Genomic DNA, 22,910 nt, shown 5'->3' with positions numbered 1-22,910 from the left:
TGTATATAGCGTCCTCCGATAGGGCCTAGCCGGCGCGCTTGCGGAAGAACAATCCGTCCGCGGCGACTGCCAGCAGAATGAGGACGCCGGTGACAACCTGCTGGTAGGTGGTGTCCCAGTGGAGCAGGTTGAAGCCGTTGCCGATGACGGTCAGGATCATGACTCCGACGAAGGCCCGCCACATAGCGCCGTGTCCGCCGAGAATGCTGGTGCCTCCGATGACCACGGCTGCAATGGCCGTGAGTTCGACGCCGAGGGCCATTGCTGGCTGGGCTGAGCCTGCGCGCGAAGCAAGAATCATGCCGGCCATCGCGGAGCACAGGCCGCTGATGGCAAAGACGGCGACGTGGATGGAACCGGTGCGGATACCGCTAAGGCGTGCCGCTTCCTTGTTGCCGCCCACGGCGTAAATCCTGCGCCCAAACGTCGTGCGCCAGAGGACGATGCCTAGGACGATGGTCATGGCGACCATGAGCACGGAGCCCGCAGTGAGGCCAAAGAGGCTGGGCCAGGTCCACGTCTGGAAGGAGGCAAGTTGCTCGGGCAGCGGCGCGACGATGGCTCCACCCGTGATCACGATGGCAAGGCCGCGATAGATGATGCTCACCGCCAGCGTGCCTATGAAGGAATTCACCTTCGTGCCGACCACGATCAGGCCGGTGACGGTTCCCAGGGCGCCCCCCACCACCAAGGCGCCGACGAATCCCGCGATCACCCCTAAGTGCTGGGTGATCATCACTCCGGCGATGGCGGATACAGCCAAGTTTGCGGTGGAGGACAGATCGAAGACACCGCTGACGATGCACAGTGTGGCGGCAGCGGCCAACAGTCCCACGATGGCAGCTTGGTCGAACAGGTTGATGAAATTCCGGCCGGTCAGGAACGTTCCGGTATTGAGGGTCAGCAACAGCATGATGGCGATCAGTCCGAAGACGATCCCGAAATCCCTGACATTGAGCTTGAATTTCTTCTGGGCCGGCTTGGACACGGCAACGGTAACTGTGGTCATTTGATTCACCTATTTCAGAAATGCGGAAGTCATGACTTCATCGCGGGAGGCGTTCCGGTCGAATTCAGCAACGATGCGGCCTTGCCTCATGACATGGATACGGTGGGATAGACCGATGACTTCCTCGAGTTCGGAGCTGACGACGACGACAGCCGTGCCCTTTGCTGCGAGGTCGGCGATCATGCCGTGGATGCGCGCCTTGGCCGCGATGTCGACACCACGCGTGGGTTCGTCCACTAGCAGCACCGCCGGAGGATTGAGCAGCCACTTGGCGAAGAGCGCCTTCTGCTGGTTTCCTCCGGACAAATCGCCAATCAGCGAGCCGCGGCGGGCGCCGCGCAGGTCGACGGAATGGCTGATCTCGGACACGGCTGCCTTTTCCCGGGCTACCCTGACGAAACCGCCCAGTGATCGGCCCGACAAGGTGGAAAGGGCGATGTTTTCGTCCACAGGCCGGGACATGACCAGGCCCTGTTCTTTCCGCGACTCGGGGACGAGGGCCATTCCGGCTTTAATGGCTTCCCGGATGGAGTTGGCACGGAGGCGCCGGCCGTTGATCCGGACATATCCACTGGTGGTTCGATCAGCACCGAACATGGCCAGCAGGGTCTCGCTGCGGCCACTGCCCACCAGGCCGGCGATACCCAGGATTTCGCCTTGGCGGACCGTGAAGGAGACGTCTTTCACTCTTGAGCTGCTCAGTCCCGCCACCTGGACCACCGTTTTTGCTTCCGAAGGTACCGGCGGGACCTCCGGAAGGAGGAAATCGACCTCCCTGCCGACCATCAGGCCGACGAGGGACTCCGGCGTGTGCCTCGAGGCGGCCTCCGTGGTGATGTGCTGTCCGTCACGGAGGATGGTCACTCGGTCCACTAAACCGAGGACTTCCTCCAGATAGTGCGATACGAGGATCACGGTGGTGCCTAAACGCGCGAGGCTCCTGATCACCTTCAATAGCTTTGCTTTCTCGGCCTCGTTCAAGACCGCCGTCGGCTCGTCCATGCACAGCACCTTTGCGCCACGGGCGAGGGCTTTCAGGATTTCGACCTGCTGCTGCTGACCGATGGGCAGATCCCCTGCCATCGCCCGGGGGTCAAGCTCAAAGCCGGTCTGGGCCAGGAGGCGCTCCAAGTGATCGGCGTCCCGCCCCGAACGGAGCAGGCTTCCCGTGTTGGCCCAGCGGCCCAGGAAGACGTTCTCCAGCACTGAAAGGCCAGGAATGAGTGCCAGCTCCTGGGATATAAGGGATATTCCTTGTGCGATGGCGTCCCGGGGCTCGGTGATCTTCACCTCCCGGTCGTCAAGCTTGACGACGCCGGAATCTGCCCCGATTGCGCCGCCGAGGATCTTCAGCAGCGTGCTCTTGCCGGCACCGTTTTCCCCCATGATGCCGTGGATTTCCCCCGGAGCCACCGACAACGTGATATCGCGGAGCACAGTGCTGGCACCGTACCGCTTTCCGATTCCGGAGAGGGTGATTTCCGGAGCGGAACTCCGATTGACTCGCTCGGGTGTATCCAACTGTTGTATAGCCATTTTGACCTCGGGAGATGGAATCGACGTTTTGGCCGGTCCTGCCGGGACCGGGACGGGGGCTCCTGTCCTGCCGGGCTTTCAGCCCCGGCAGGACAGGACCACGGGGGGGAAGCCGGCTAGTCCGAGTACTTCGAGACGTAGTTCACGGCGTCGAGGGCTTCCTTCGTACCGTTGCCCTTGTTGGGAGCCAGGCTCGCCTCGTCCACTGCCGTTTCCACCTGCTGTCCCCGGGCCTTGGCAAGGCCGAGTTCCGTGGCCTTGGCGCCGTTCGCCACCACGTCGCTGACGTAGATGGAGAACCATTTACCGGATCGGACGGCCTCGACATTCGAAGTGGATGCGCCGTTGCCAATGAACTTGATGTTGCTATTGCCAGCGGCAGCGGCCGCACCCGTGATCGCTTGGGATGCGCCGATGACGACATCGACGTCCGGGTTGGCCTGGGAAACGTTCTGGAACGCCTGCCGGCCGCTGTCCTGGGTGTACCCGCCTTCGACACTGGCCACCAGCTTGATCTTCGGATCAGTGGCCAGCTCAGCTTTTACCGCTTCGGTCCTGGCGTTATCCAGCGGCAGGGACTTGAATCCCTCGAGGTAGGCCACCTTGCACGTGTCTTTGGAGACTTTGGCGCAGGCATCCTTGCCCATTTGGCCGAGCATCTTGCCGTTGCTGGTGGGAAGGTCAACGATGCTGATTGCACCCGGGACCTGGGGCTGGATAGTGTCGAACTTCGGACCGATAACGGAGAACTCGACCACCACCGTTATGCCAGCCTGGACGGCCTGCTGCAGTGGTGCGATGAGGGCCTGGTTGTCGTTCGCCTGGACAACGATCACCTCGAACTGTTTTGAGGTGACTGCGTCCTGGATCTGCTGGACCTGGGTCTGGGCGTTGAAGTTGGGGTCCACGAACGTGGCGGTGGCGTTGTTGGCCTTGGCCGCCTGCTGGACCCCGAGGAAGGTTCCCTGGGCGAAGCCGTTGGACTTGGCGAAGCCGAAGAATCCGACGTTGAGGGTTTTGCCGGCGTCGGCCGTCGAAGCTGGTCCTGCGGCCGCTTGGGTGGGTGGGGAGCAGGCTGACGTCAGGAGCGCTAGCCCGATGAGCGCCGCGGCTGCGGCTGATTTCTTGATGTTCTTCATTGGGGTGCCTTTCTGTGGGCGGGGCTTAGTATCCGTAGTGGGTCTTGGCGAAGTCCTCGGTGATGAAGCCGTTGACGATGTCGTAGGTGATCTCGTCCCGGGAGCGTTGGGAGACGTCCCCGAAGCCGCCGCCGCCGCCGACTGCGAGCCGGACGATGTCGCCGGCCTTGACCTTGCGGGCGTTGGCTTTCAGGGTGCGGACCTCATCGCTGCGGCCTGGGTTGAACACAACCTCGGGCCCTTGGGCGTCTGAGCCGCCGAAGAGTCCCCAGGCCGGGGTCTTGGACCTTTCGAACCAGAGCCCCACGACGCAGTCGGCCAGGAACTCGTATTCACGAATGACTCCGTTGCCGCCGCGCCACTGGCCGGGGCCGCCTGAGTTGGGGCGGATGGAGTACTCGTTGATGCGGAATGGGTAGCGGGTCTCCATCATTTCGATGGGCAGGTCCTTGAGGGAGCCGTTGACGTTGTTGATCATGGCGGACTCGCCGTCGGTGCCTTGCCAGGCTCCCCAACCGCCAAGTGTGGCCTCCATCGTCACGAAGTTGCGGCCGAAGCGCGGATCGAAACCGGCTGCAGTGATGATCATCGAGTCGCCGTGGCTGGCGCTGGCAACCCGCTCGGGCATGGCCGGCGCCATGGCCTTGGAAACCAGGTCGATCAGTAGTCCGAGGTGGGAGAAGTACCACTGGCACGGGGCTGGCGCCACCGCGCCGAGAACTGAACCTGAACGCACCTGGGTGGTCAACGGCCGGAAGGACCCGCCGTTCGAGTTGGAATCCGGGCTGACAAGGAGCTTGTAGCCGACCCGTAGTGCGGAGACGGCCTGGGCGGCGCCACAGTTGACCGGCCCCATGGTCTGGTCAGCCGATCCGGTGACGTCGAAATCAACGGTGTCGCCAGAGACAGTGATCTTTAGCCTGATCGGAATCGGAGTGTCCAGGTTGATGCCGTCGTTGTCCAACATGCCTTCGGCTTCGTAGACGCCGTCGGGAATGTTGCGGACGGTTTCACGCTCGATTTCCTCCGTCTGACGGAAGATCTCATCACGGGCAGCATCCAGTTGGTCCATCCCGTAACGGCCCACGAGTTCCTTCATCCGGGTGGTGCCCATCCGAAGGGCCGCGATCATCGCGTGCATGTCACCGATGGTCTGGTAGGGGAAGCGGACATTGGTTCGGATCAGATCCACGACGGAGGTTTCAATGCCTGCCTCGATCAGTTTGACCGGGCCCATCCGGAAGCCCTCCTGGAAGATGTCTGTCGCATCCATGGAACCGCCGACGTCCTTGGAGCCCATGTCCATCCAGTGCGCACGGGTGGCTGCGAAGCCGACCACAGCGCCATCGTCAAAGATCGGGGCAAAAATGGTGACGTCGTTCAGGTGGGTTCCGCCAAGATAGGAATCGTTGAGGATCCAGACGTCCCCTTCCTTCCAGACGTCGCGGCCGTACAGTTCTTCGACCGCGATGGAACAGGTTTCCAGGTTGCCCAAGAACAGTGGCAGCCCGGCGGACTGTCCGAGCACGCGGTGCTCGGTGTCCAGGAGGGCCACGACGCAGTCCCCTCCTTCGTAAAGGATGGGTGAGTAGGCGGAGCGGATGAGGGTGGCGTTCATGTCGTCCGCCGCGCTGGTAAGCGCATTGCGGATGATCTCCACGGTGACTGGATCCAGGGTCTTGACTGCTGTGATTGTCATTGGTGGTACCTCAGTTTCCTTCGACGTCTTGAGTGCGGATGATCAGTGAGCCGAATTCGTCGACGATGACGTCGAAGCCGGGGGGCACCACCGTTGTGGCCGTCTGTTCCACGATGATGGCGGGGCCTTCGAAGGCATGGCCGGCGGCCAAGTCGTCACGGCGGACCACGGTGGTCTGGTGTTCGACGTGCTCAAACACCACCGGACGGATTTCATGCTTGAACTCAGCGCTCTGTGCGGTGGCGAAACGTGGCGCATCAAGACGGCCCAGGTCGCCGACGGCCTGTGTCCGTAGCGCCACGATTTCGATGGGCGCCCCGAGGTTGGAATGCCCATAGCGCTCGTGGTACATCGCTGAGAAACGCGTGGCCAACGCGGCAACGAAGTCGGTGGATTCCGGCTCGTCAGCGGAGGTTAGCGGAACGTTCAGGGCAAATTCCTGCGATTGGTAGCGGACATCCACTGATGCATTGGTGAGGCGGCTGTCCTCCGGCACCCCCTCGGAGGCCAGGGAGCTCAGGCCCTCAGTCTCCATCGACCGCAGCACGCCGGCCATGTGGGCCACGTCGATATCCTCGTCGAGGTAGAAATACGGCTCCGAGAAGTCCTTGCGGATGTTGGTCTGCAGCATGCCCCAGGCCGAGAACGCTCCGGGGAACCGGGGGACGACTGTTTCCGGGATGCCCAGTTCCTTGGCGAGGAAGACTGCGTGCATGGGACCAGCGCCCCCGAATGCGACGAGGGCGAAGTCCCGGGGTTCGATCCCGCGGGAGATCGTGATGGTCCGGATCGCCTGGGCCATCTGGGAGTTGGCGACGTCGCAGATCCCCTCGGCCATGGCAATGGGGTCCAGGCCGAGCTGGTCGCCAACCGTTTTCAGGGCGGCGATCGCCGCTTCGCGGTCCAAGGAGACCTGTCCGCCTGCGAACCAGTCCGGGTCCACGCGCCCCAGCACCAGGTTGGCATCGGTGACGGTGGGTTCCGTGCCTCCACGTCCGTAGCAGGCAGGCCCCGGAGTGGCTCCCGCGGAACGCGGGCCGACCCTGAGGCCACCGGCTTCGAGCCAGGCGACCGAGCCCCCGCCGGCGCCCACGGTGTGAATGTTGACCACGCTCATGAGCATTGGAAGGCCTTCAAGATGTGCCTCCGTGGAGACATCGGGCTTGCCGTCGACTACCAGGGAGACATCGAAGGACGTTCCGCCCATGTCGACGCCGATCAGGTTGCGGTTTCCCGAAACGCCGGCCAGTTCGACGTCTCCCATGGCGCCCCCGACCGGGCCCGAGAGGAGCGTCTGGAGCGGGCGTTTCCGTGCGGACTCGGCGGTGAGCACCCCGCCGGAGGACTGCATGATGTGCAGCGGGGCTTCCACCCCGCGGTCCCCGAGCTTCTTTTCGAGGTCCAGGAGGTAGTTGCGGACCACTGGTCCGGTATAGGCCTCGACGACGGCGGATGAAGTGCGCTCGTATTCGCGCCATTCCTTCGCGGCCTCGTGGGAAAGTGAAACGGTGAAATCTTCGCCTAGTTCTTCGAGCAGGATTTCCCGGGCCCGAAGCTCGTGAGCGGGGTTCTTGTAGCTGAACAGGAATGCGACGGCGACTGCGCCGTAACCTTCGGCAACCGCCCGACGGCCTGCCTGACGGACGGCAACTTCGTCCAAAGGCCTGATCTCAAGGCCCTGCCCATCCAGGCGTCCTCCAACACCGATGACGTCCTTGCGCTCGAGCAGCGGGGAAGGCTTGCGGTACTGGGCGTTGTAGAGCTCAAGGCGTGGGCCGCGGGCAATGTGATAGGTGTCTTCGACGCCGGCGGTGGCCAGCAGCAGCACCGGTACGCCGCGGCGCTCAAGGAAGGCGTTCAATCCCTGGGTGGTGCCGTGGACCAGGAACTCGATGTCGGACAGGTCGTCGACAATGGACTCAAGGCCGGCGATGACGCCCGCGCTCAGGTTCCCCGGTGTCGTGGATGATTTGGTGGCCGTATAGGTTCCGGCGTGCTGATCGTAAGCGACAATGTCGGTAAACGTTCCGCCGATGTCCATGGACACCCTGTAGTTCGGCATGTATGTCTCCTCATGGTTCTGTATGGGAACTCGATGTGTGAGACATCACGCTACGGACCCGGCTTTTCCGGACGTGGGCAAACTGCACGATGGTCCATGCACCCCGAGGGCGAACTGCCTAACGACCATCGAACTCCGACTATCGCCGCAGTTCAGAGCCACAATTCCGAGACGTGCTGCGAGCCTAAGAGAAAACGCCATGAGTATCTTGACGGGACCGAAAGCGCAACTCCGAACGGCTCCGCCGGCCGTCACTCCCGGGCGTAGACTCTGTTGCGCCGGCGCCCGGATGCCGACCACGTGGCAAAGGAGACTGACATGACAGGAAATTTCATCGCGAGTTCAACCATCACGATCCAGGCAAGCGCCAATCGGGTGTGGTCAGTGCTCACCGACCCCCGGGCCGTCAAGGAGTTCATGTTCGGAGCCGAGGTTGCCACCGACTGGACGGTTGGCGGACCTATTGTTTGGCGTGGCACGTGGCAAGGCAAGGAGTACGAGGACAAGGGAGTCATCCTCGAATTCGATCCATGCAAGCGGCTGGTGAACACCCATTTCAGCCCGCTGTCGGGCCACGCCGACGCCCCGGAGAACTACCACACGCTGACGTGGACCTTGGAGCCTGAAGACGGGATGACCAGGCTGACTTTGGCCCAGGACAACAACGCGAGCCCGGAGGGAGCCGCGCATTCGAAGGGCATGTGGGACAGCCTTGTGGCAAGCGTCAAAGAAATATCCGAGCGCAGCTAGCCGAGTCGCTTAAGGCTCGAAGTGCAAGACGGGCGTTTCGTTCGTCAAGGACTGGAGAAGGGATTCCGCAACATCCCTCAGCTTCTGGTTCCTGCCGTTTGAGGCCTTGGCCAGAATCCTGAAGGCCTCCTCCTGGCTGCACTTGTTCTGGCCCATGATGACGCCGGTTGCCAGATCGATGGCGGTCCGTGAACGCATGGCCTGCTCGAGGTCCTCGGCACGCTGCTGCCTGGCGCCGATTCGAACCGCGAGCCGCAGGGCCTTCTCTGCCTGGCTTGCGAATTGTTCGCAGCTGCGGATGGAGGCCTCATCGAAGGCATCGCCCTGGGGGGCGAAAAGGTTGATCGCCGCCGTCGCGCCTTCTTCCAGGCCCAAAGGCACGCAAAGCACGGCCAAGTGCCCGCGCTCCGCAATGGTGGCGCAGTATTCAGGCCACCGCGAGTCGGTGGAGGTGTCGGAAACGAGTACCGGCTTCCGGGTTCTCATCGCTTCCAGGCACGGCCCGTCTCCGTAGGCTTGCTGCACTTCGTCAATGAGGCGGGCTTCGTGGCTGCTTCCTGCAACCGTCATGGACCGCCGACGCCGGCTCAACGTGATCCCGCACAGGATATCCTGGCCGCGCGCAGCGGACACCGACGAGGCCGTGAATACCGCAAGGTCTTCGAGGAAGCCGCCGACGTCTTCACTGTCGATGACCAAATCCTGGAGTTGTCCGACTACGGAGGCATTCAGGCCCATTTCGTCCATGGCTCAGTCTACGAGCAGCGGGCCGGAAATGGAGGAAAAAGAGCGCCCCAAAACAACGTCCACCACTTGGACAAAATCCCCGACGGTCTTGCGCACCGGAGATGCGCAGTGCAGAATTCTTCTACAGTCCGTGCAGAATTCCGGACAGGGCCGAACTCTCCGGCCTGTTTTCGCTCAAGCAGCCGGGCGCCATGTCACTCAACGTGAAGGTGCTGCCTGATGAGCAAATGCCTGTTACCGGTACGGGGCTAGTCGGTGTCGACCGTCTCCGAATCCGCGATTCCTCATGAACCGCATCATCCAGGGGCCTCTCCCCTTTGGTGTGGCGGTTGTGGAACAGACAAGCACCTGATCATCGAATCAATCCAGGCCCAGGCTCCAAGGTTTTCCCAACAGATTGCCGTGTTCTACACGTGCACTTCTTGCGGGTCTTCCTACAGCCACGCGGCCACCGTCCAGCAGGCGGGGGCCATCCTGAATCGTCGGGGGATTCAGGATGGCCTCCTGGAGTTTGGAAGCCACTATTTCCACTGCAGCGGACCCCTCCGTGAAGTGAAAACCGCACAGCGGCGCTTCGGAGTACCGCAGACGGGCAGGCCCCGATCGCGCAGCTCGCCCTCCGAAGCCCTTCTCCCCACCAAGGTCTTGAGATGCAGTTGCGGATTCGAGTTGGAAATACCTGCTTAGCCACGACTTGCAGCATTACCCGAAGGAAGCACCATGAAGCTAGAAAGCGCACAACAGCGACGACCCGAGGACGGCTCCCGGCAAGATTCGGATGAGCTCGACCGGAAGCGAAACCAGAACCGATACGAAGCGGATTCCTCCACCCAGTCCCGCTTGCCCGACCCTCCCGACCCGGACAACCTCCCTATCGACTACCCCGCCCTTCGGGAGATCGAGTGGCCGTAGGGAACCCTCCGGTCCGGCGCTAGGGCGGTCAGCCCCAATTCCGACTACCCCCTTCCGGGACTAGCCACCCTGCGTCGGACCGGTTAGACGCTGGCGCCGTCGCGCCCGCCCGCGCCCGCCGCCGCGCCCGCTCGACGCCGGATCCGTCGCCTCATCCAAGCAAACCCAACCCCAATCCAAGCCAAAATCTTTGTTTATGTTGTTTTCTGTTGACAGACCAACATGAACAAAGATAGAGTCAAGCAATTCCACATCATGTGATCGCAGTCACTGATGTACCTGGAGCTTGTACGCAATGGAGGGTATGTGTTTGCCGAGGAGCGCCAACAGCTGATCTCCGAGCTCGTCGCCGAGCGTGGACGGGTCAGCGTCACTGACCTTGCGGATCGGTTCAGCATCACCACGGAGACTGTCCGCCGTGACCTTGCTGTCCTCGAATCCGCCGGCAACCTTCGCCGCGTGCACGGCGGGGCAGTCCCGTCGGACCGCCTCAGCACCCGCGAGGAGAGCGTGGTTGAGCGTGCCATCCAGCGCCAACCGGAAAAGGTCCGGATCGCCGAGGCGGCCCTTGCGCTCATCCCCGAGAACGCAGCCGGCAGCATCCTGATCGATGCCGGCTCCACCACGGAAGCCCTCGCCCGCTTGCTGGACCAGCGCACCGCGCTGCGCGCCGCCTCTTCCAACGGGAACGGCCCGCGGGAAGAACTGGTGGTTATCACCCACGCCATTCCCATCGCCGGACAGCTCTCCGGAAACCCGCACATCGCGCTCCAGATCCTGGGTGGCCGCGTCCGCGGGCTCACCCAGGCCGCCGTCGGGCAGTCCACGGTCGAGGCCGCTTCCCGGCTCCGCCCGGACATCGCCTTCGTCGGCGCCAACGGTATCCACGCCACGTTCGGGCTCAGCACCCCTGACCCCGAAGAAGCCGCCGTCAAGGCCGCCTTCGTCACGTCCGCACGGCGCGTCGTCGTCCTCGCGGATTCCTCCAAGCTGGACGCGGAAACCCTGATCCAGTTCGCTGCCCTTAAAGATGTGGACACCGTGATTACTGACCACGAACCCTCAGAAGAGCTCTCCGCCGCATTGGCGGAGGCCGGCGTCGACGTGGTGATCGCATGATCGTCACCCTGACCGCCAACCCGAGCCTTGACCGTACCGTCGAACTCCCTGCGCCTTTGGCCCGGGGCGAGGTGCAGCGCGCCGTCGCTGTCCACCAACACTCGGGCGGCAAGGGCGTCAACGTCTCCCGGGCGCTGGTCGCCTCGGGCCTGGACACCGTTGCTGTCCTGCCGGGCGGAGATTCCGATCCCGTCCTCGCCGGGCTGCTCGACGACGGCGTCCCCTACGCAGCGCTTCCCATCAGCGAGCCGCTGCGCAGCAACGTGACGCTCACGGAACCGGACGGCGTCACCACCAAGATCAACGAACCCGGCCCGGAGTTGAGCCTGGACGAGCAGGAAGCCCTGATCGGGCTGCTGCTGGACCGCTCCCGTGGCGCGAGCTGGGTGGTACTGGCCGGATCGCTCCCACCAGGAGTTCCGGCGGATTTCTACGCCACGGTCGCCCGCCGGCTCCGCTCCACGCACCACGATCCTGCAAACGGCGGACCGCCGCTTATAGCAATTGACTCCTCCGGGGCTCCGCTGATTGCCGCCATCACCGGCGATTCACTCGGCAACATCAACGGCAAGCCCGATCTCTTGAAGCCCAATGCGGAAGAACTGGCCGAACTGGCCGCCGCAGCCGGCCTCACAGACGTCCACACGGCTGATGAACTGGAAGCGGACCCCGGCCTTGCCGCCAGGGCCGCCGCCGCCGTCGTCGGAAGCGGTGTGGGTGCAGTACTCGCAACACTCGGTTCGAAGGGCGCCGTCCTGGTAACCGCCGACGGCGCGTGGCTCGCCACGCATCCGCCGATCCAAGCCGTCAGCACAGTTGGTGCCGGCGATTCATCCCTTGCTGGCTATCTGCTGGCCGCCACCAAAGGCGGAACCTCGCAGGACTGCCTCCGTCAGGCTGTGGCACATGGTGCCGCCGCTGCTTCGCTGCCGGGCTCCACTGTCCCGGCGGTCCACCAAACAACTCCCGACGCCGTAACCATCACGGCCCTTCAGAAGGACTAACAGTGACCCAGCTCATCACCCCCCAACTGGTCTCCCTTGACCAGAACCTCGGCGATTCCCCCGCCGATGTCATCCGCTTCCTGGCGGGCAAAGTTGCCGCAGCAGGGCGCGCCTCCGAGGTTGAAGGGCTCTTCGCGGACGCCTTCGCCCGCGAGCAGAAGACTGCCACGGGCGTACCCGGCGGCATCGCCATCCCGCACTGCCGCTCCGTTGCCGTAACGGAGCCGGCCCTGGCAATGGCCCGCCTCTCGAACAAGGTGGACTTCGGTGCCAAGGACGGCCCCGCGGACATCATCTTCTTCATCGCCGCCCCGGAAGGAGCGGACCAGGAGCACCTGAAGTTGCTCTCCAAGCTGGCCCGTTCCCTCATCAAGAAGGACTTCACAGCGGCGCTGCGCGCGGCTGCCACCGGACAGGACATCGTCGACCTGGTTGAAGGCGCCCTGGCCGACAAGCCGGCTGCGCATGCTGCAGGCTCGGCTGCAGAGGCTGCCCCGGCGTCCGCCGGCGCCGCTTCGCCGACTGGACCGAAGCGCATCGTCGCCGTCACGGCCTGCCCCACCGGCATCGCCCACACCTACATGGCTGCCGACTCCCTCGTGGCCGCGGCCAAGGAAATGGGCGTCGACCTTCAGGTGGAAACCCAGGGCTCGGGCGGATTCACCGCGCTGGACCCGTCGGTCATTGCTGCCGCAGACGCCGTGATCTTCGCGGTTGACGTCGATGTCCGCGGCAAGGAGCGCTTCGCCGGCAAGCCTGTCATCAACGCGCCCGTGAAGCGCGGCATTGACGAGCCGGCCAAGATGGTCCAGGAAGCCCTCGCCGCCGCGACCGACCCGCACGCCCACCGTGTCCCGCATTTCGGCGCCGAAGAGAGCGCCGAGCAGGCGTCGGAGGCTGCGAGCGAGCACCTCGGCACCAAGGTCAAGAAGGTCCTTCTGACCGGCGTCAGCTACATGATCCCGTTCGTCGCCGGTGGCGGCCTGCTCATCGCCTTGGGCTTCCTCCTGGCGGGTTACGACATTGCCTTGGGAACGAAGGCCAATGACATCCTGGCCCACAACACGCTGCTCAATCTTCCCAACGGTAACCTTGCGCTCTACTTGGGAACGGTGGCCTTCAAGATCGGTGGGCTGTCCCTTGGCTTCCTGGTCCCTGCCCTGGCAGGTTACATTGCCTTCGGCATCGCCGACCGGCCCGGCATTGCGCCTGGTTTTGTGGCCGGCGCTGTTGCCGGCTTCATGGGCGCAGGCTTCCTGGGCGGCTTGGTGGGCGGTTTGCTTGCCGGCCTGACCGCGCACTGGATCGGCACGTTCAGGGTTCCGCGCTGGTTGCGTGGCCTCATGCCTGTAGTGATCATCCCGCTCCTGGCATCGATCGTTGCTTCCGGCTTGATGTTCCTGGTTCTCGGCGGTCCCATCGCGTGGGTCACCTTGCAGCTCAACACGTGGCTGACCGGCATGACCGGCGCGTCTGCCGTCGTTCTCGGCATTATCCTCGGCCTCATGATGTGCTTCGACCTCGGTGGCCCCGTCAACAAGGTTGCCTACTCCTTCGCCGTCGCCGGACTGGGTGCCGGTAGCCTGGCCAACCCTGCACCGCTCCAGATCATGGCTGCGGTCATGGCCGCCGGCATGGTTCCCCCGCTTGCCATGGCACTGGCCACGACGCTTAACAAGAAGGGCTTCAGCCTGGCCGAGCGCGAGAACGGCAAGGCCGCCTGGCTGCTGGGCGCGTCCTTCATCTCCGAAGGCGCCATCCCGTTCGCTGCTGCCGACCCGTTCCGCGTCATCCCCGCCAGCATGGTGGGCGGCGCCGTAACCGGTGCGCTGTGCATGGCGACGGGCGTGACTTCGCAAGCCCCTCACGGTGGCATCTTCGTCTTCTTCGCGATCGGAAACCTGGCCATGTTCGTCATCTCGATCATCGTCGGCATGGTTATCACCGCCTTGGTCCTCCTCGCGCTCAAGCGTTGGGCAGTCCGGAAGCCGGTTGAGGCAGAGCAGGTTCCTGTTCCGGTCGCAGCCTGAACAACCCGCCAATCAGCAAGTAGAGGACAAATCCATGCAGACCTTTTCAGGAGTAGGCGTTGCCCCCGGGCGTGTTCTGGGGCCGGTGCGGCAGATGCCGAAGCCGGTTCAAGAGCCCCACGAGAACGTCAATATTCCTGCGGACGTTACCGTCGAATCGCAGGGCCAGCGCATCAAGGATGCCGCCAAGGCCGTGCAGGCGGAACTCCGTGCCCGGGCCGCGACGGCGTCCGGCGAAGGCAAAGAGGTCCTGGAAGCAACAGCCCTGATGGCCGCCGATCCCATGCTGGTGAAATCGGCCATCAGGCTCCTCTCCCCCGAGGCCCCGGGCGGCGCACGCACCGCCGAACGGGCCATCTGGGAGGCAGCTGCCACGGTTGCCGATTCGTTGAAGGCCCTCGGCGGTTACATGGCGGAGCGCGTCGCGGACGTCCTTGACGTCCGCGCCCGCATCGTCTCTGAACTGCGCGGACTGCCCGCGCCGGGCATCCCGGCGTCGGACGTTCCGTTCATTCTTGCGGCCGAGGATCTCGCCCCGGCAGACACCGCTACCCTGGACCCCGCCAAGGTGATCGCGCTGATCACCTCAAGCGGCGGCCCGCAGTCCCACACCGCCATCCTGGCCCGCGCCCTCGGCCTGCCCGCGATCGTCGCCGCCCCGGGTGTCGACGAGATCGGGGACGGCACCGAGGTCTACCTCGACGGTGCTGCCGGCACCATCACGGTTGACCCAGGCGAGGAACTCCGCCTGGCGGCCAAGGTTTGGGCCACCCAAGCGTCCACCGTCGCAGCCTTCAGCGGGAGCAACGTCATGGCCGACGGGTTCCGGGTTCCGCTGCTCGCCAACGTCGGCACGGGTGCCGACGCGGTCAAGGCCGCCGACGCCGGTGCAGAAGGCGTCGGTTTGCTGCGCACCGAATTCTGTTTCCTGGATCGCGACGACGAACCCGCCGTCGCGGAGCAGATCGCAGCCTACGGCGCCGTCTTCGCCGCGTTCCCCGGCAAGAAGGTGGTGGTCCGGACCCTCGACGCCGGAGCGGACAAGCCGCTGCCGTTCCTCACCAACGCGGACGAGCCCAACCCTGCGCTGGGTGTCCGCGGGTACCGTACCGACCTGACCTCCCCCGGCGTCCTCGAACGCCAGCTCAGGGCGATCGCCGCGGCAGAGGCGGCCAACCAGGCGGAAGTGTGGGTCATGGCCCCGATGATCTCCACCGCCGAGGAAGCCGCGCATTTCGCAGCCCTCTGCTCCACCGCCGGACTGAAGACTCCCGGCGTCATGGTGGAGGTCCCCTCGGCTGCCCTGACTGCCGCTTCCGTGCTGCGCGAAGTCAGCTTCGCCTCGCTCGGAACGAACGACCTCACCCAATACGCAATGGCCGCCGACCGCCAACTCGGCCCGCTAGCCACACTCAACGACCCCTGGCAGCCGGCCGTGCTTCAGCTCGTGAAGTTGACCGCCGACGGCGCCGCTGCCGCCAGCGCGGGTGGCGCTGCCCGGCCCGTGGGAGTGTGCGGCGAGGCAGCCGCGGACCCGGCCCTCGCCGTCGTACTCGTTGGACTGGGCGTCGCTACGCTCTCGATGAGTGCACGCGCTCTTGCCGCCGTTTCCGCCGTCCTGGCAACCGTCACTGTGTCGCAGGCCCAAAAGCTCGCGACGGCGGCGCTGGCCGCACCGAGTGCATCCGCCGCGCGGCAAGCCGTTCGCGCCCAGCTGCCTATCCTGGACGAGCTGGGTCTCTAGACTTTTCCCAAGCCCACAATCGAAGGAGCAACAATGTCCGAACGTACCGCCACCATCGCCAGCCGCGTCGGCCTGCACGCCCGCCCGGCAGCCATCTTCGCCGAAGCCGCCGGCGAGCTGGACATCGAGGTCACGATCGCCCGCGAAGGCGAGCCCGCCGACGACGCCATGGACGCCGCCAGCATCCTCTCCCTCATGAGCCTCGGAGCGTCATTCGGGGACGTCGTCGTCCTGCGCGCCGAAGGTGCCGGGGCCGACGAAGCCCTGGACCGCCTCGTGAAGATCCTCGAAACGGACCACGACGCCGAGTAACCCACTGAGCATGCTCTCCGTTGGCACTCGGGGACGGACATATTCCTACTATGTCCAACCCTGGTAGCCAACGGAGAGCATGCTCCTTTGTTTAATCAGGGCAATGACCCAAGATAGGCCGCGATATCCGACTCGCGGGCCTTGAGTTGTTCGAGGTCACCGGCCAGGAATCCCTCCACGATGCGGGGATCGACGTAGGCCGCGCGGGCCACCGTTGGAGTGTTGCCGAGAATTTCAGCGGTCTGCTTGATGGCCTCGAGGACCCGCTGGCGGGGCGGCATTTTTGAAGCAGGGCCTGCGAGCGCCATGCCGGCCGCTGCTGTGCCTTTCCAGGTGCGGAAGTCCTTGGCCGTGTAGTCGCCGCCGGTGATTTTGCGAAGGTACTCGTTGACCATCGAGGCATTAAGGGAGACCGGTCCCTCACCCTCATCGAAGACCAGCAGGGATTCCTTGCCGGGTCTGCCTGCCAAAGGCCCCAGGAATCGGGCCAGGACAGGGTCCTCGATGGTCGAATCCCAGGTTTGACCGCTTTTCCCGGGGAAATTCAGGGAAACGGTATCCTCGTTGACCTGCACGTGCTTGCACCTGAGCGTGGTGAGCCCGTATGAGCCGTTGCGGCGCGTGTAGCCATCGGAACCAACGCGCAACGCGCCGAGATCCATGAGCCGCACGGCCGCGGCCAAGGTTTTGGTCTTCTCCGAAGGAGACTCCCGCAGGTGCCGGGAGACCAGGCGGCGTGCCTGCGGCAGGAGGGCTCCGAGCCGCGCAGCCCGGGCAAACTTCTCAGAGTCCTGACGAGCGCGCCATTCCGGGTGGTAGATGTATTGGCTCCGGCCGGCGTCGTCCACTCCCATTGCCTGGATATGTCCGTTCTCGAACGGACATATCCAGACGTCGGCCCATGCGGGAGGAATCGCCAGCGCGTCAAGGCGCTGGCGATCCCCACCAGCGATAAGCGATCCGTCCGTATGGTAATAGCTGAATCCGCGGCCGGACCTTCGCCGGGAAATCCCTGGAGTGCCGGGTTTGCTGCGGCGGAGCCGTGGCATGCCTGGCGCCGTACTTCGCTATCCGGTTTCCTAAGCTTCCTGTGGGTCTGCCACGGACGCGCTCGCTGACATGATCTCGGCACTGATCATCCAGGCGAGCTGCTCCAAACGGGCGATGAAGGCGTGGAGAAGGTCCGCCGTCGTGGGGTCTTCTTCGTCTACTTCGTCGTGGACATCGCGCATCGTCTGGACGGTCCGCTCAAGGCGGTCGGTGATGAGCTGCACGGCATCCTTGGTCTTCGTCAATCCCGCCGGGAATTGCTCCAGCCGGGTTGAGGCAGCGACGGTACTGCTCCGGCCGTCCGGAAGGGCATGGAGCGCACGCATCCTTTCGGCGGTTTCGTCGGCGAACTCCCGGGCGGCTGCGACGAGTTCGTCAAGTTGCAGATGCAGGTCCCGGAAATTGGCCCCGACGATGTTCCAATGGGCCTGTTTTCCTTGGAGCTGGAGTTCAATCAGATCCGTCAGGACCAGCTGGAGATTATCTGCCAGGGTTTGCGATGCTTTCACGTTTTCTCCTCCTAGACGACCGTCCGATGCGAGCGCCGGGAACCGACGCACGACCTTGGGTTTAGCCTACGACTAAACCCAAAAATCTTTGTAAGTGTACTTAGTACTTGATTTGATAAGCGTGCTTAGTAGTACGATGGATGCAGTCGATGTCGGTTCGTACCGGACGAATATTCCGGGAAACGGGTGGCATCCGCTGTAACAAGACCCCGCATGGGGTCTGGGGGCCTGGTGGGGAACAACAGTTCGCAAGCGAACTGACAACCGAATACATCGCAAGGGGCCCGGGCGCTTGCCAGCGGTCCCGCTGAAGTAAGGAATGTGTCACTGTGAACACTCTTCTGATCATTGCAGGCGTTGTGGCAATCGTTCTTCTGCTCGTCGGAGGTTTCTCGCAGGCCGTGAGCTGGCTCCTCTGGGTCGGCGTGGTCCTGCTGATCGTCGCGGCTATCGGCTGGCTTCTCAGCTTCATGTCCGGCCGAAGGTCGCACGGCGTCTGACCGACCACGACATTCCGAGGCCTGCCCAGCGGCCAGGCCCCACACGTTTGGCGGAACGAAGTAAATCCATTACCAGCAAAAGGAGTACGTCCATGGGTGCAGATGACAAGATCCAAAATGCCGGAGAAAAGCTTGCAGGCAAATCCAAGGAAGCGGCCGGAAAGCTGACGGGAAACGAGAAGCTTGAAGCCGAAGGCAAGATGGATCAGAGCAAGAGCGACCTGAAGTCGGCCGGCGAAAAGGTCAAGGACGCTTTCAAGAAGGATTAAATCCGCTCGAAGTGCGGCTTCCGCCTCAAGCGGGAGCCGCACTTCCCGCTTCAAGGAGTTAAGTCGATGCCGACTATCTCTGACCCGATCGTTCCCGACGGCGCGTCTCACCCCCGGGCGGAACGAATCTGGTGCGGCAATTGCCGCACTGCCGAGCACGTGATCATGGATTCCATCGAGCCTCTCAAACCACCAGTGACAGGGCTCGTGGATGTCGCCTACACGTGCGTTGAATGCGATACGTTCTACGCCCATCCTGCGACATTCCAGGATGTCGCGGCCATCCTGAACCAACGGGGCACGGTGTCAGGCGTGCTGCAGTTCGGCGGTGAGTACATCCACTGCGGCGAACCCATGAAAATTTCAGGAACCGGATTCCACAGCGTGTATGCGCCGATGTCCACTGAGGATCCCGCCGTCGACCTTCTCGACGTGTATCTCGCGACAAAGGTGTTGCAGTGCCGCTGCGGGTTCCGGATGGAGCTTCCGTCCTAACCAGGGGCTCGACCGGAGGAGGAACCCATGCCGAGCAAGAAAAATCCCAGCCTCAAGGATCCCGAACTCTACGAAACCCTCAGGGAAGATGGCGCCTCGAAGGAAAAGGCCGCGAGGATCTCGAATGCCGCTGCCAAGGAAGGCCGCAAGGAAATCGGCCATCGTGGCGGCACTTCGGGCGACTATGAGGACTGGACCGTGCCCCAACTAAGGTCGCGCGCCAAGGAACTGGGGCTCACCGGGTACTCAGGCAAGAAAAAAGCCGAGCTGATCTCGGCGCTGCGAAACCACTAGGCCCTCCGAGGGACATGTCCAGTTTTCGTGGGAAGAACCACCCACGCCCACAAGGGACATGCCCTCCGCCCAGAGCCACGAATGGACATAATCGCAACATGTCCATTCCCCGCTTCGCAGAAGGGACATGTGCATAGCTCCCGCGCACGCACGGAGGGACATGTGCATAGCTCCCGCGCACGCACGGAGGGACATGTGCATAGCTCCCGCGCACGCACGGAGGGACATGTGCATAGCTCCCGCGCACGCACGGAGGGACATGTCCGGTCTTCGTGGAGCGTACGACGGCGGTGCGTCAGGCTTTCTTGACCCTCGCCCGGGGCTTGCTGGCCACTTTGGCGGTGGCACCGTCGTCGGACTCTTCGGTGGACGACGCAGCGGCCGATCCAGCGGATGCCTTGCCCCGCTTCTTGTCGAGGCTCCGTTTGAGGGCTTCCATAAGGTCGATGACCTCGCCGCCTTCTCCTTCGCTGGCTGCCACGCCGAACGTCTCCTCGGTGTCGATGGAATCGCCCTTTTCGAGCTTGGCTGCGATGAGTTGGCGCAATTGAACCTGATAGTTGTCCGTGTATTGCTCTGGTTCGAAGTCGCGGGCCATGGAGTCCACCAGTGCCGAGGACATCTCCAGTTCCTTGTCCGAGATCTTGACGTCGGTTTCCAGCGACGGGAAGTTGGCTTCGCGGACCTCGTCGTCCCAGAGCAGTGATTGCAGCATGAGAACGTCGCCCCGTACGCGCAGCGCACCCAGCCTGGTCTTCTGCCGCAGCGCGTACTGCACGATGGCGACGCGCTCGGTGTCTTGCAAAGTGCGCAGAAGCAGCATGTACGCCTTGGGAGACTTGGAATCCGGCTCGAGATAGTAGGGCCGCTCGTACATGATGGGGTCCAGCTGCTCGGCCGGAACGAACTCCACCACCTCGATTTCGCGGCTGTTCTCCGCGGGCAGCGATTTCAAATCGGCCGCGGACAGCACAACTGTGCGGCCTTCCTCTTCGTAGGCCTTGTCGATATCCTCGTAATCCACAACAGAGGCGCAGATTTCGCACTTCCGCTGGTAACGGATGCGGCCTCCGTCCTTGTTGTGGACCTGGTGGAGACTGACATCGTGGTCCTCGGTGGCGCTGTAGAGCTTGACGGGTACGTTGACCAGCCCGAACGCGATAGAACCCTTCCATATGGCCCTCATGCACTAAGTGAACATCACAACAAGGCGGAGGTGAAGAGGTGGCAACCAGCCAAAGGGAGCGCGTCAACGTTGAAGGCCATGAACTGACGCTCACCAATCTGGGCAAAATCATCTACCCGGAGACTGGCACCACCAAGGCCGAAGTGCTCGAATACTATGCCGCCGTGGCCCCGTTCCTGATCCCGGCCGCCGCCAACCGGCCCGCCACCAGGAAGCGCTGGGTGCACGGAGTAGGGACCACGGCCGATCCCGGGCCGATGTTCTTCCAGAAGAACCTTGACGACTCCACGCCGTCATGGGTTCCCAGGGTCACCATCCAGCACAGGGAGCACAGCAACGTTTACCCGCTCGTCAACAACCTCGCCACGCTCACTTGGCTGGCCCAAATTGCCGCCTTGGAAATCCACGTGCCGCAATGGAAAGTGGACGCCGACGGAACCATGTTGCCACCGGACCGCCTTGTCCTGGACCTCGATCCGGGTCCGGGGACCGGCCTTTCCGAATGCGTCGAAGTCGCCAAGTTGGCGCGCAGCATCCTGCAGGACGTCGGACTTGTTCCGGTTCCGGTGACGAGCGGCAGCAAGGGCATCCATCTTTACGCCGGCCTCGATGGCACCCGCAAATGGGAGCAGGTCTCCACGTTCGCGCACGAGCTGGCACGCTCGCTCGAGGCCGACCATCCGGATCTCGTGGTCAGTGATATGAAAAAGACCCTGCGCAACGGCAAGGTGCTGGTGGACTGGAGCCAGAACAGCGGGAACAAGACCACCATCGTCCCGTACTCCCTTCGCGGCCGGGCCCATCCGATGGTGGCCGCACCGAGGACGTGGCGGGAACTCGCCTCCCCCAAGCTCGAGCATCTGGACTTCACAGCCGTCATGAGGCGCGTCAAAGAGGGAAACGACCCCTTCGCCGCGGTCGCGGCCGGCACCAGCGCCGCGGGCACCCCCACCAGCACGGCCGCGGCCACCGCCGTGAATCCGCGGCTGGCCACCTACGTGGACAAGCGCGACCCGCAGCGGACCCCCGAACCGTTTCCCGCCGTCGGACACCAACCAGGTTCGCGCCCGCTCCAGGACGACGCGGAACCGAATCCTCCCGGCGGAATCTTCGTCATCCAGGAGCACCACGCCCGCAGTTTCCACCTCGATTTCCGGCTGGAACACGACGGAGTCCTGGCGTCCTGGGCCTTGCCGCGGGGCGTGCCGGACACTCCGGACAAGAACCACCTCGCGGTGCGCACGGAGGACCACCCGATGGAATATGCGCAATTCGCGGGAATCATTCCTCAGGGCGAATACGGCGCGGGGACGGTCAGCATCTGGGACAGCGGCGAGTTCCAATGCGAAAAATGGCGCGACGGCAAGGAAGTCATCGCCACCCTCACCGGCAAGCCCGGCGGCGGTCTGCACGGCACCCGGCGTTTCGCGCTCATCCACACCGGAGAGTCGCCGTCGCAATGGCTGATCCACTTGATGAAGGACAAACCGGGCCACCGGGCGGTGCTGTTGCCCAACGCCGCTCCGCAGTCGAACGGAACCCCCAGCTACGCACCTATGCTCGCGACCTCCGGAACAACCGCAGATGTCTCCGCCGGCGACTGGTTGTTTGAACTCAAGTGGGACGGGTTCCGGGCCATCGTATCGGGGTCGGGCGGCAAGATCAGGTTGACCAGCCGCTCCGGAATCGACATGACGCCCACCTATCCGGAGCTGGCGGACCCGCGCTACTGGCCGGACCACGACTTCGTGGCCGACGGCGAAATAGTCGCACTCAGCAAGAACGGCCACCCCAGCTTCGAGCTGCTCCAGAAGCGGATGAACCTCTTCAAACCCGGCGACGTCGAACGCGCCCGGGCGTCCGTCCCCGTACAGCTCATGGTTTTCGACCTCCTGTACGACGAAGGATCCCAGGGAAGCGCCGACCTCACCTCCCTGCCGCTCAGCGAGCGCCGCGAAAGGCTGGCGACGTTCCACGCGAAACTGCCGGCGAGGGGCTCCCCTATCCATGTGTCCGAGGTCCTGGAGCATGACCTCGACGACATCCTGGCGAGCGCCGCCGAGCTTGGCTTGGAGGGAGTGATGGCCAAGCGCGCCGACAGCCGTTACCAGCCCGGCCGACGCAGCAGATCCTGGATCAAGCTCAAGTTGGAACGCACGCAGGAAGTGGTGGTGGGTGGCTGGCGGCCCGGCGCCGGGGCGAGACTCGGGACCATCGGTGCGTTGCTGGTGGGGATTCCGGACGGCGACAAGCTGCGCTACGCCGGCCGGGTGGGCACGGGGTTCAAAGACTGGCAACTGCGCGACATCCTCAAGCGCTTGCAGGGGCTCGATCGCCCGGACTCACCCTTCCACGACATCCCGGCCGAGGACGCCGCCACTGCGCACTGGGTTTCCCCCGAGCTCGTGGGCGAGGTGACGTTCGGCGACTGGACCGCCACCGAGAGGATGCGGCACCCCGTCTGGCGCGGCTGGCGCCCCGACAAGTCCCCCGCCGACGTCGAGCGCGCGTAGCCCGAACAGTTCAGCGACACGGAAAATGCCC

At 63.8% G+C, this 22,910-nt stretch carries 21 protein-coding genes; 12 read left to right on the top strand and 9 right to left on the bottom strand.

Features of this window, described 5'->3' with window-relative positions; genetic code table 11:
• Nucleotides 1-25 precede the first annotated feature (25 nt).
• The 5 genes from KNN17_RS01970 to KNN17_RS01950 all read right to left on the bottom strand — a co-directional run bounded on the left by KNN17_RS01970 (nucleotide 26) and on the right by KNN17_RS01950 (nucleotide 7,445).
• Complete coding sequence (locus KNN17_RS01970) at nucleotides 26-1,009, bottom strand: ABC transporter permease (RefSeq protein WP_241707256.1); 984 nt, start codon at nucleotides 1,007-1,009, stop codon at nucleotides 26-28.
• A gap of 9 nt (nucleotides 1,010-1,018) precedes the next feature.
• Entirely contained in the window at nucleotides 1,019-2,545 is a 1,527-nt protein-coding gene (locus KNN17_RS01965; protein ID WP_241707255.1) for a sugar ABC transporter ATP-binding protein, read from the bottom strand.
• Between the two features lie 116 nt (nucleotides 2,546-2,661).
• Entirely contained in the window at nucleotides 2,662-3,684 is a 1,023-nt protein-coding gene (locus tag KNN17_RS01960; RefSeq protein ID WP_241707254.1) for a sugar ABC transporter substrate-binding protein, read from the bottom strand.
• Nucleotides 3,685-3,709: 25 nt separating this feature from the next.
• Nucleotides 3,710-5,383, bottom strand: a complete 1,674-nt coding sequence (locus tag KNN17_RS01955) for a hydantoinase B/oxoprolinase family protein (RefSeq protein ID WP_241707253.1) — start codon at nucleotides 5,381-5,383, stop codon at nucleotides 3,710-3,712.
• A 10-nt stretch (nucleotides 5,384-5,393) separates the two neighbouring features.
• Nucleotides 5,394-7,445, bottom strand: coding sequence for a hydantoinase/oxoprolinase family protein (locus tag KNN17_RS01950; protein WP_241707252.1), 2,052 nt, complete (start codon nucleotides 7,443-7,445; stop codon nucleotides 5,394-5,396).
• A 318-nt stretch (nucleotides 7,446-7,763) separates the two neighbouring features.
• Between KNN17_RS01950 and KNN17_RS01945 the strand changes: the two genes are divergently transcribed.
• Nucleotides 7,764-8,195: an SRPBCC domain-containing protein gene (locus tag KNN17_RS01945; RefSeq protein WP_241707251.1), complete on the top strand. Its 432-nt coding sequence runs from the start codon at nucleotides 7,764-7,766 to the stop codon at nucleotides 8,193-8,195.
• Nucleotides 8,196-8,204: 9 nt separating this feature from the next.
• Here KNN17_RS01945 and KNN17_RS01940 read toward each other — a convergent pair whose 3' ends face one another.
• The gene (locus KNN17_RS01940; RefSeq protein WP_241707250.1) at nucleotides 8,205-8,942 is read right to left on the bottom strand and encodes a GAF and ANTAR domain-containing protein; all 738 of its coding nucleotides are present in this window, start codon (nucleotides 8,940-8,942) and stop codon (nucleotides 8,205-8,207) included.
• Between the two features lie 720 nt (nucleotides 8,943-9,662).
• Here KNN17_RS01940 and KNN17_RS01935 point away from each other — a divergent pair.
• The 6 genes from KNN17_RS01935 (at nucleotide 9,663) to KNN17_RS01910 (ending at nucleotide 16,063) form a co-directional block, all read left to right on the top strand.
• On the top strand, nucleotides 9,663-9,854 hold the full coding sequence (locus tag KNN17_RS01935; RefSeq protein WP_241707249.1) for a hypothetical protein: 192 nt from the start codon (nucleotides 9,663-9,665) through the stop codon (nucleotides 9,852-9,854).
• Nucleotides 9,855-10,160: 306 nt separating this feature from the next.
• Nucleotides 10,161-10,973 carry a DeoR/GlpR family DNA-binding transcription regulator gene (locus KNN17_RS01930; RefSeq protein ID WP_241707248.1) on the top strand — a complete coding sequence of 271 codons (813 nt, stop codon included), beginning with the start codon at nucleotides 10,161-10,163 and terminating at the stop codon, nucleotides 10,971-10,973.
• The gene (locus KNN17_RS01925) at nucleotides 10,970-11,977 is read left to right on the top strand and encodes a 1-phosphofructokinase family hexose kinase (protein WP_241707247.1); all 1,008 of its coding nucleotides are present in this window, start codon (nucleotides 10,970-10,972) and stop codon (nucleotides 11,975-11,977) included. Before KNN17_RS01930 ends, KNN17_RS01925 begins: the two co-directional genes overlap by 4 nt.
• A gap of 2 nt (nucleotides 11,978-11,979) precedes the next feature.
• Nucleotides 11,980-14,007 (top strand): PTS fructose transporter subunit IIABC, encoded by a 2,028-nt coding sequence (locus KNN17_RS01920; protein WP_241707246.1) that lies wholly within the window; start codon nucleotides 11,980-11,982, stop codon nucleotides 14,005-14,007.
• 34 nt (nucleotides 14,008-14,041) lie between these two features.
• Complete coding sequence (gene ptsP / locus KNN17_RS01915) at nucleotides 14,042-15,751, top strand: phosphoenolpyruvate--protein phosphotransferase (RefSeq protein WP_241707245.1); 1,710 nt, start codon at nucleotides 14,042-14,044, stop codon at nucleotides 15,749-15,751.
• Nucleotides 15,752-15,784: 33 nt separating this feature from the next.
• Entirely contained in the window at nucleotides 15,785-16,063 is a 279-nt protein-coding gene (locus KNN17_RS01910; protein ID WP_059388405.1) for an HPr family phosphocarrier protein, read from the top strand.
• A 95-nt stretch (nucleotides 16,064-16,158) separates the two neighbouring features.
• Here KNN17_RS01910 and KNN17_RS01905 read toward each other — a convergent pair whose 3' ends face one another.
• A complete protein-coding gene (locus tag KNN17_RS01905; protein ID WP_241707244.1) occupies nucleotides 16,159-17,112 on the bottom strand; it encodes a DNA topoisomerase IB in 954 nt (317 codons plus the stop codon).
• A gap of 30 nt (nucleotides 17,113-17,142) precedes the next feature.
• Nucleotides 17,143-17,622 carry a Dps family protein gene (locus KNN17_RS01900; RefSeq protein WP_078106867.1) on the bottom strand — a complete coding sequence of 160 codons (480 nt, stop codon included), beginning with the start codon at nucleotides 17,620-17,622 and terminating at the stop codon, nucleotides 17,143-17,145.
• 329 nt (nucleotides 17,623-17,951) lie between these two features.
• Here KNN17_RS01900 and KNN17_RS01895 point away from each other — a divergent pair, with 329 nt between their 5' ends.
• From KNN17_RS01895 to KNN17_RS01880, 4 genes are all read left to right on the top strand, one after another.
• Nucleotides 17,952-18,122: a DUF2207 domain-containing protein gene (locus tag KNN17_RS01895; protein ID WP_139359614.1), complete on the top strand. Its 171-nt coding sequence runs from the start codon at nucleotides 17,952-17,954 to the stop codon at nucleotides 18,120-18,122.
• 92 nt (nucleotides 18,123-18,214) lie between these two features.
• A complete protein-coding gene (locus KNN17_RS01890; RefSeq protein WP_234754057.1) occupies nucleotides 18,215-18,391 on the top strand; it encodes a CsbD family protein in 177 nt (58 codons plus the stop codon).
• A 66-nt stretch (nucleotides 18,392-18,457) separates the two neighbouring features.
• Nucleotides 18,458-18,886, top strand: coding sequence for a hypothetical protein (locus tag KNN17_RS01885; RefSeq protein ID WP_241707243.1), 429 nt, complete (start codon nucleotides 18,458-18,460; stop codon nucleotides 18,884-18,886).
• Nucleotides 18,887-18,913: 27 nt separating this feature from the next.
• Nucleotides 18,914-19,180: a DUF7218 family protein gene (locus tag KNN17_RS01880; protein WP_241707242.1), complete on the top strand. Its 267-nt coding sequence runs from the start codon at nucleotides 18,914-18,916 to the stop codon at nucleotides 19,178-19,180.
• Nucleotides 19,181-19,475: 295 nt separating this feature from the next.
• Here the strand turns inward: KNN17_RS01880 and ku are convergent, their stop codons facing one another.
• A complete protein-coding gene (ku, locus tag KNN17_RS01875) occupies nucleotides 19,476-20,366 on the bottom strand; it encodes a non-homologous end joining protein Ku (protein ID WP_078106871.1) in 891 nt (296 codons plus the stop codon).
• Nucleotides 20,367-20,404: 38 nt separating this feature from the next.
• Here ku and KNN17_RS01870 point away from each other — a divergent pair, with 38 nt between their 5' ends.
• On the top strand, nucleotides 20,405-22,879 hold the full coding sequence (locus KNN17_RS01870; protein ID WP_241707241.1) for an ATP-dependent DNA ligase: 2,475 nt from the start codon (nucleotides 20,405-20,407) through the stop codon (nucleotides 22,877-22,879).
• Nucleotides 22,880-22,910: the final 31 nt, after the last annotated feature.

Origin of the sequence: Arthrobacter bambusae (genome assembly GCF_022606295.1) — a bacterium.
Classification (GTDB): domain Bacteria; phylum Actinomycetota; class Actinomycetes; order Actinomycetales; family Micrococcaceae; genus Arthrobacter; species Arthrobacter bambusae_A.
This window is presented reverse-complemented; position numbering and strand designations above follow the sequence as displayed.

Bases quoted from the DNA above. Each gene is read 5' to 3' on its own strand.
- KNN17_RS01880 (WP_241707242.1), top strand. From the start codon at position 18,914: ATGCCGAGCAAGAAAAATCCCAGCCTCAAGGATCCCGAACTCTACGAA.
- ptsP (WP_241707245.1), top strand. From the start codon at position 14,042: ATGCAGACCTTTTCAGGAGTAGGCGTTGCCCCCGGGCGTGTTCTGGGG.
- KNN17_RS01950 (WP_241707252.1), bottom strand. From the start codon at position 7,445: ATGCCGAACTACAGGGTGTCCATGGACATCGGCGGAACGTTTACCGAC.
- KNN17_RS01885 (WP_241707243.1), top strand. From the start codon at position 18,458: ATGCCGACTATCTCTGACCCGATCGTTCCCGACGGCGCGTCTCACCCC.
- ku (WP_078106871.1), bottom strand. From the start codon at position 20,366: ATGAGGGCCATATGGAAGGGTTCTATCGCGTTCGGGCTGGTCAACGTA.
- KNN17_RS01960 (WP_241707254.1), bottom strand. From the start codon at position 3,684: ATGAAGAACATCAAGAAATCAGCCGCAGCCGCGGCGCTCATCGGGCTA.
- KNN17_RS01935 (WP_241707249.1), top strand. From the start codon at position 9,663: ATGAAGCTAGAAAGCGCACAACAGCGACGACCCGAGGACGGCTCCCGG.
- KNN17_RS01955 (WP_241707253.1), bottom strand. From the start codon at position 5,383: ATGACAATCACAGCAGTCAAGACCCTGGATCCAGTCACCGTGGAGATC.
- KNN17_RS01970 (WP_241707256.1), bottom strand. From the start codon at position 1,009: ATGACCACAGTTACCGTTGCCGTGTCCAAGCCGGCCCAGAAGAAATTC.
- KNN17_RS01910 (WP_059388405.1), top strand. From the start codon at position 15,785: ATGTCCGAACGTACCGCCACCATCGCCAGCCGCGTCGGCCTGCACGCC.
- KNN17_RS01890 (WP_234754057.1), top strand. From the start codon at position 18,215: ATGGGTGCAGATGACAAGATCCAAAATGCCGGAGAAAAGCTTGCAGGC.
- KNN17_RS01925 (WP_241707247.1), top strand. From the start codon at position 10,970: ATGATCGTCACCCTGACCGCCAACCCGAGCCTTGACCGTACCGTCGAA.
- KNN17_RS01940 (WP_241707250.1), bottom strand. From the start codon at position 8,942: ATGGACGAAATGGGCCTGAATGCCTCCGTAGTCGGACAACTCCAGGAT.
- KNN17_RS01945 (WP_241707251.1), top strand. From the start codon at position 7,764: ATGACAGGAAATTTCATCGCGAGTTCAACCATCACGATCCAGGCAAGC.
- KNN17_RS01965 (WP_241707255.1), bottom strand. From the start codon at position 2,545: ATGGCTATACAACAGTTGGATACACCCGAGCGAGTCAATCGGAGTTCC.
- KNN17_RS01905 (WP_241707244.1), bottom strand. From the start codon at position 17,112: ATGCCACGGCTCCGCCGCAGCAAACCCGGCACTCCAGGGATTTCCCGG.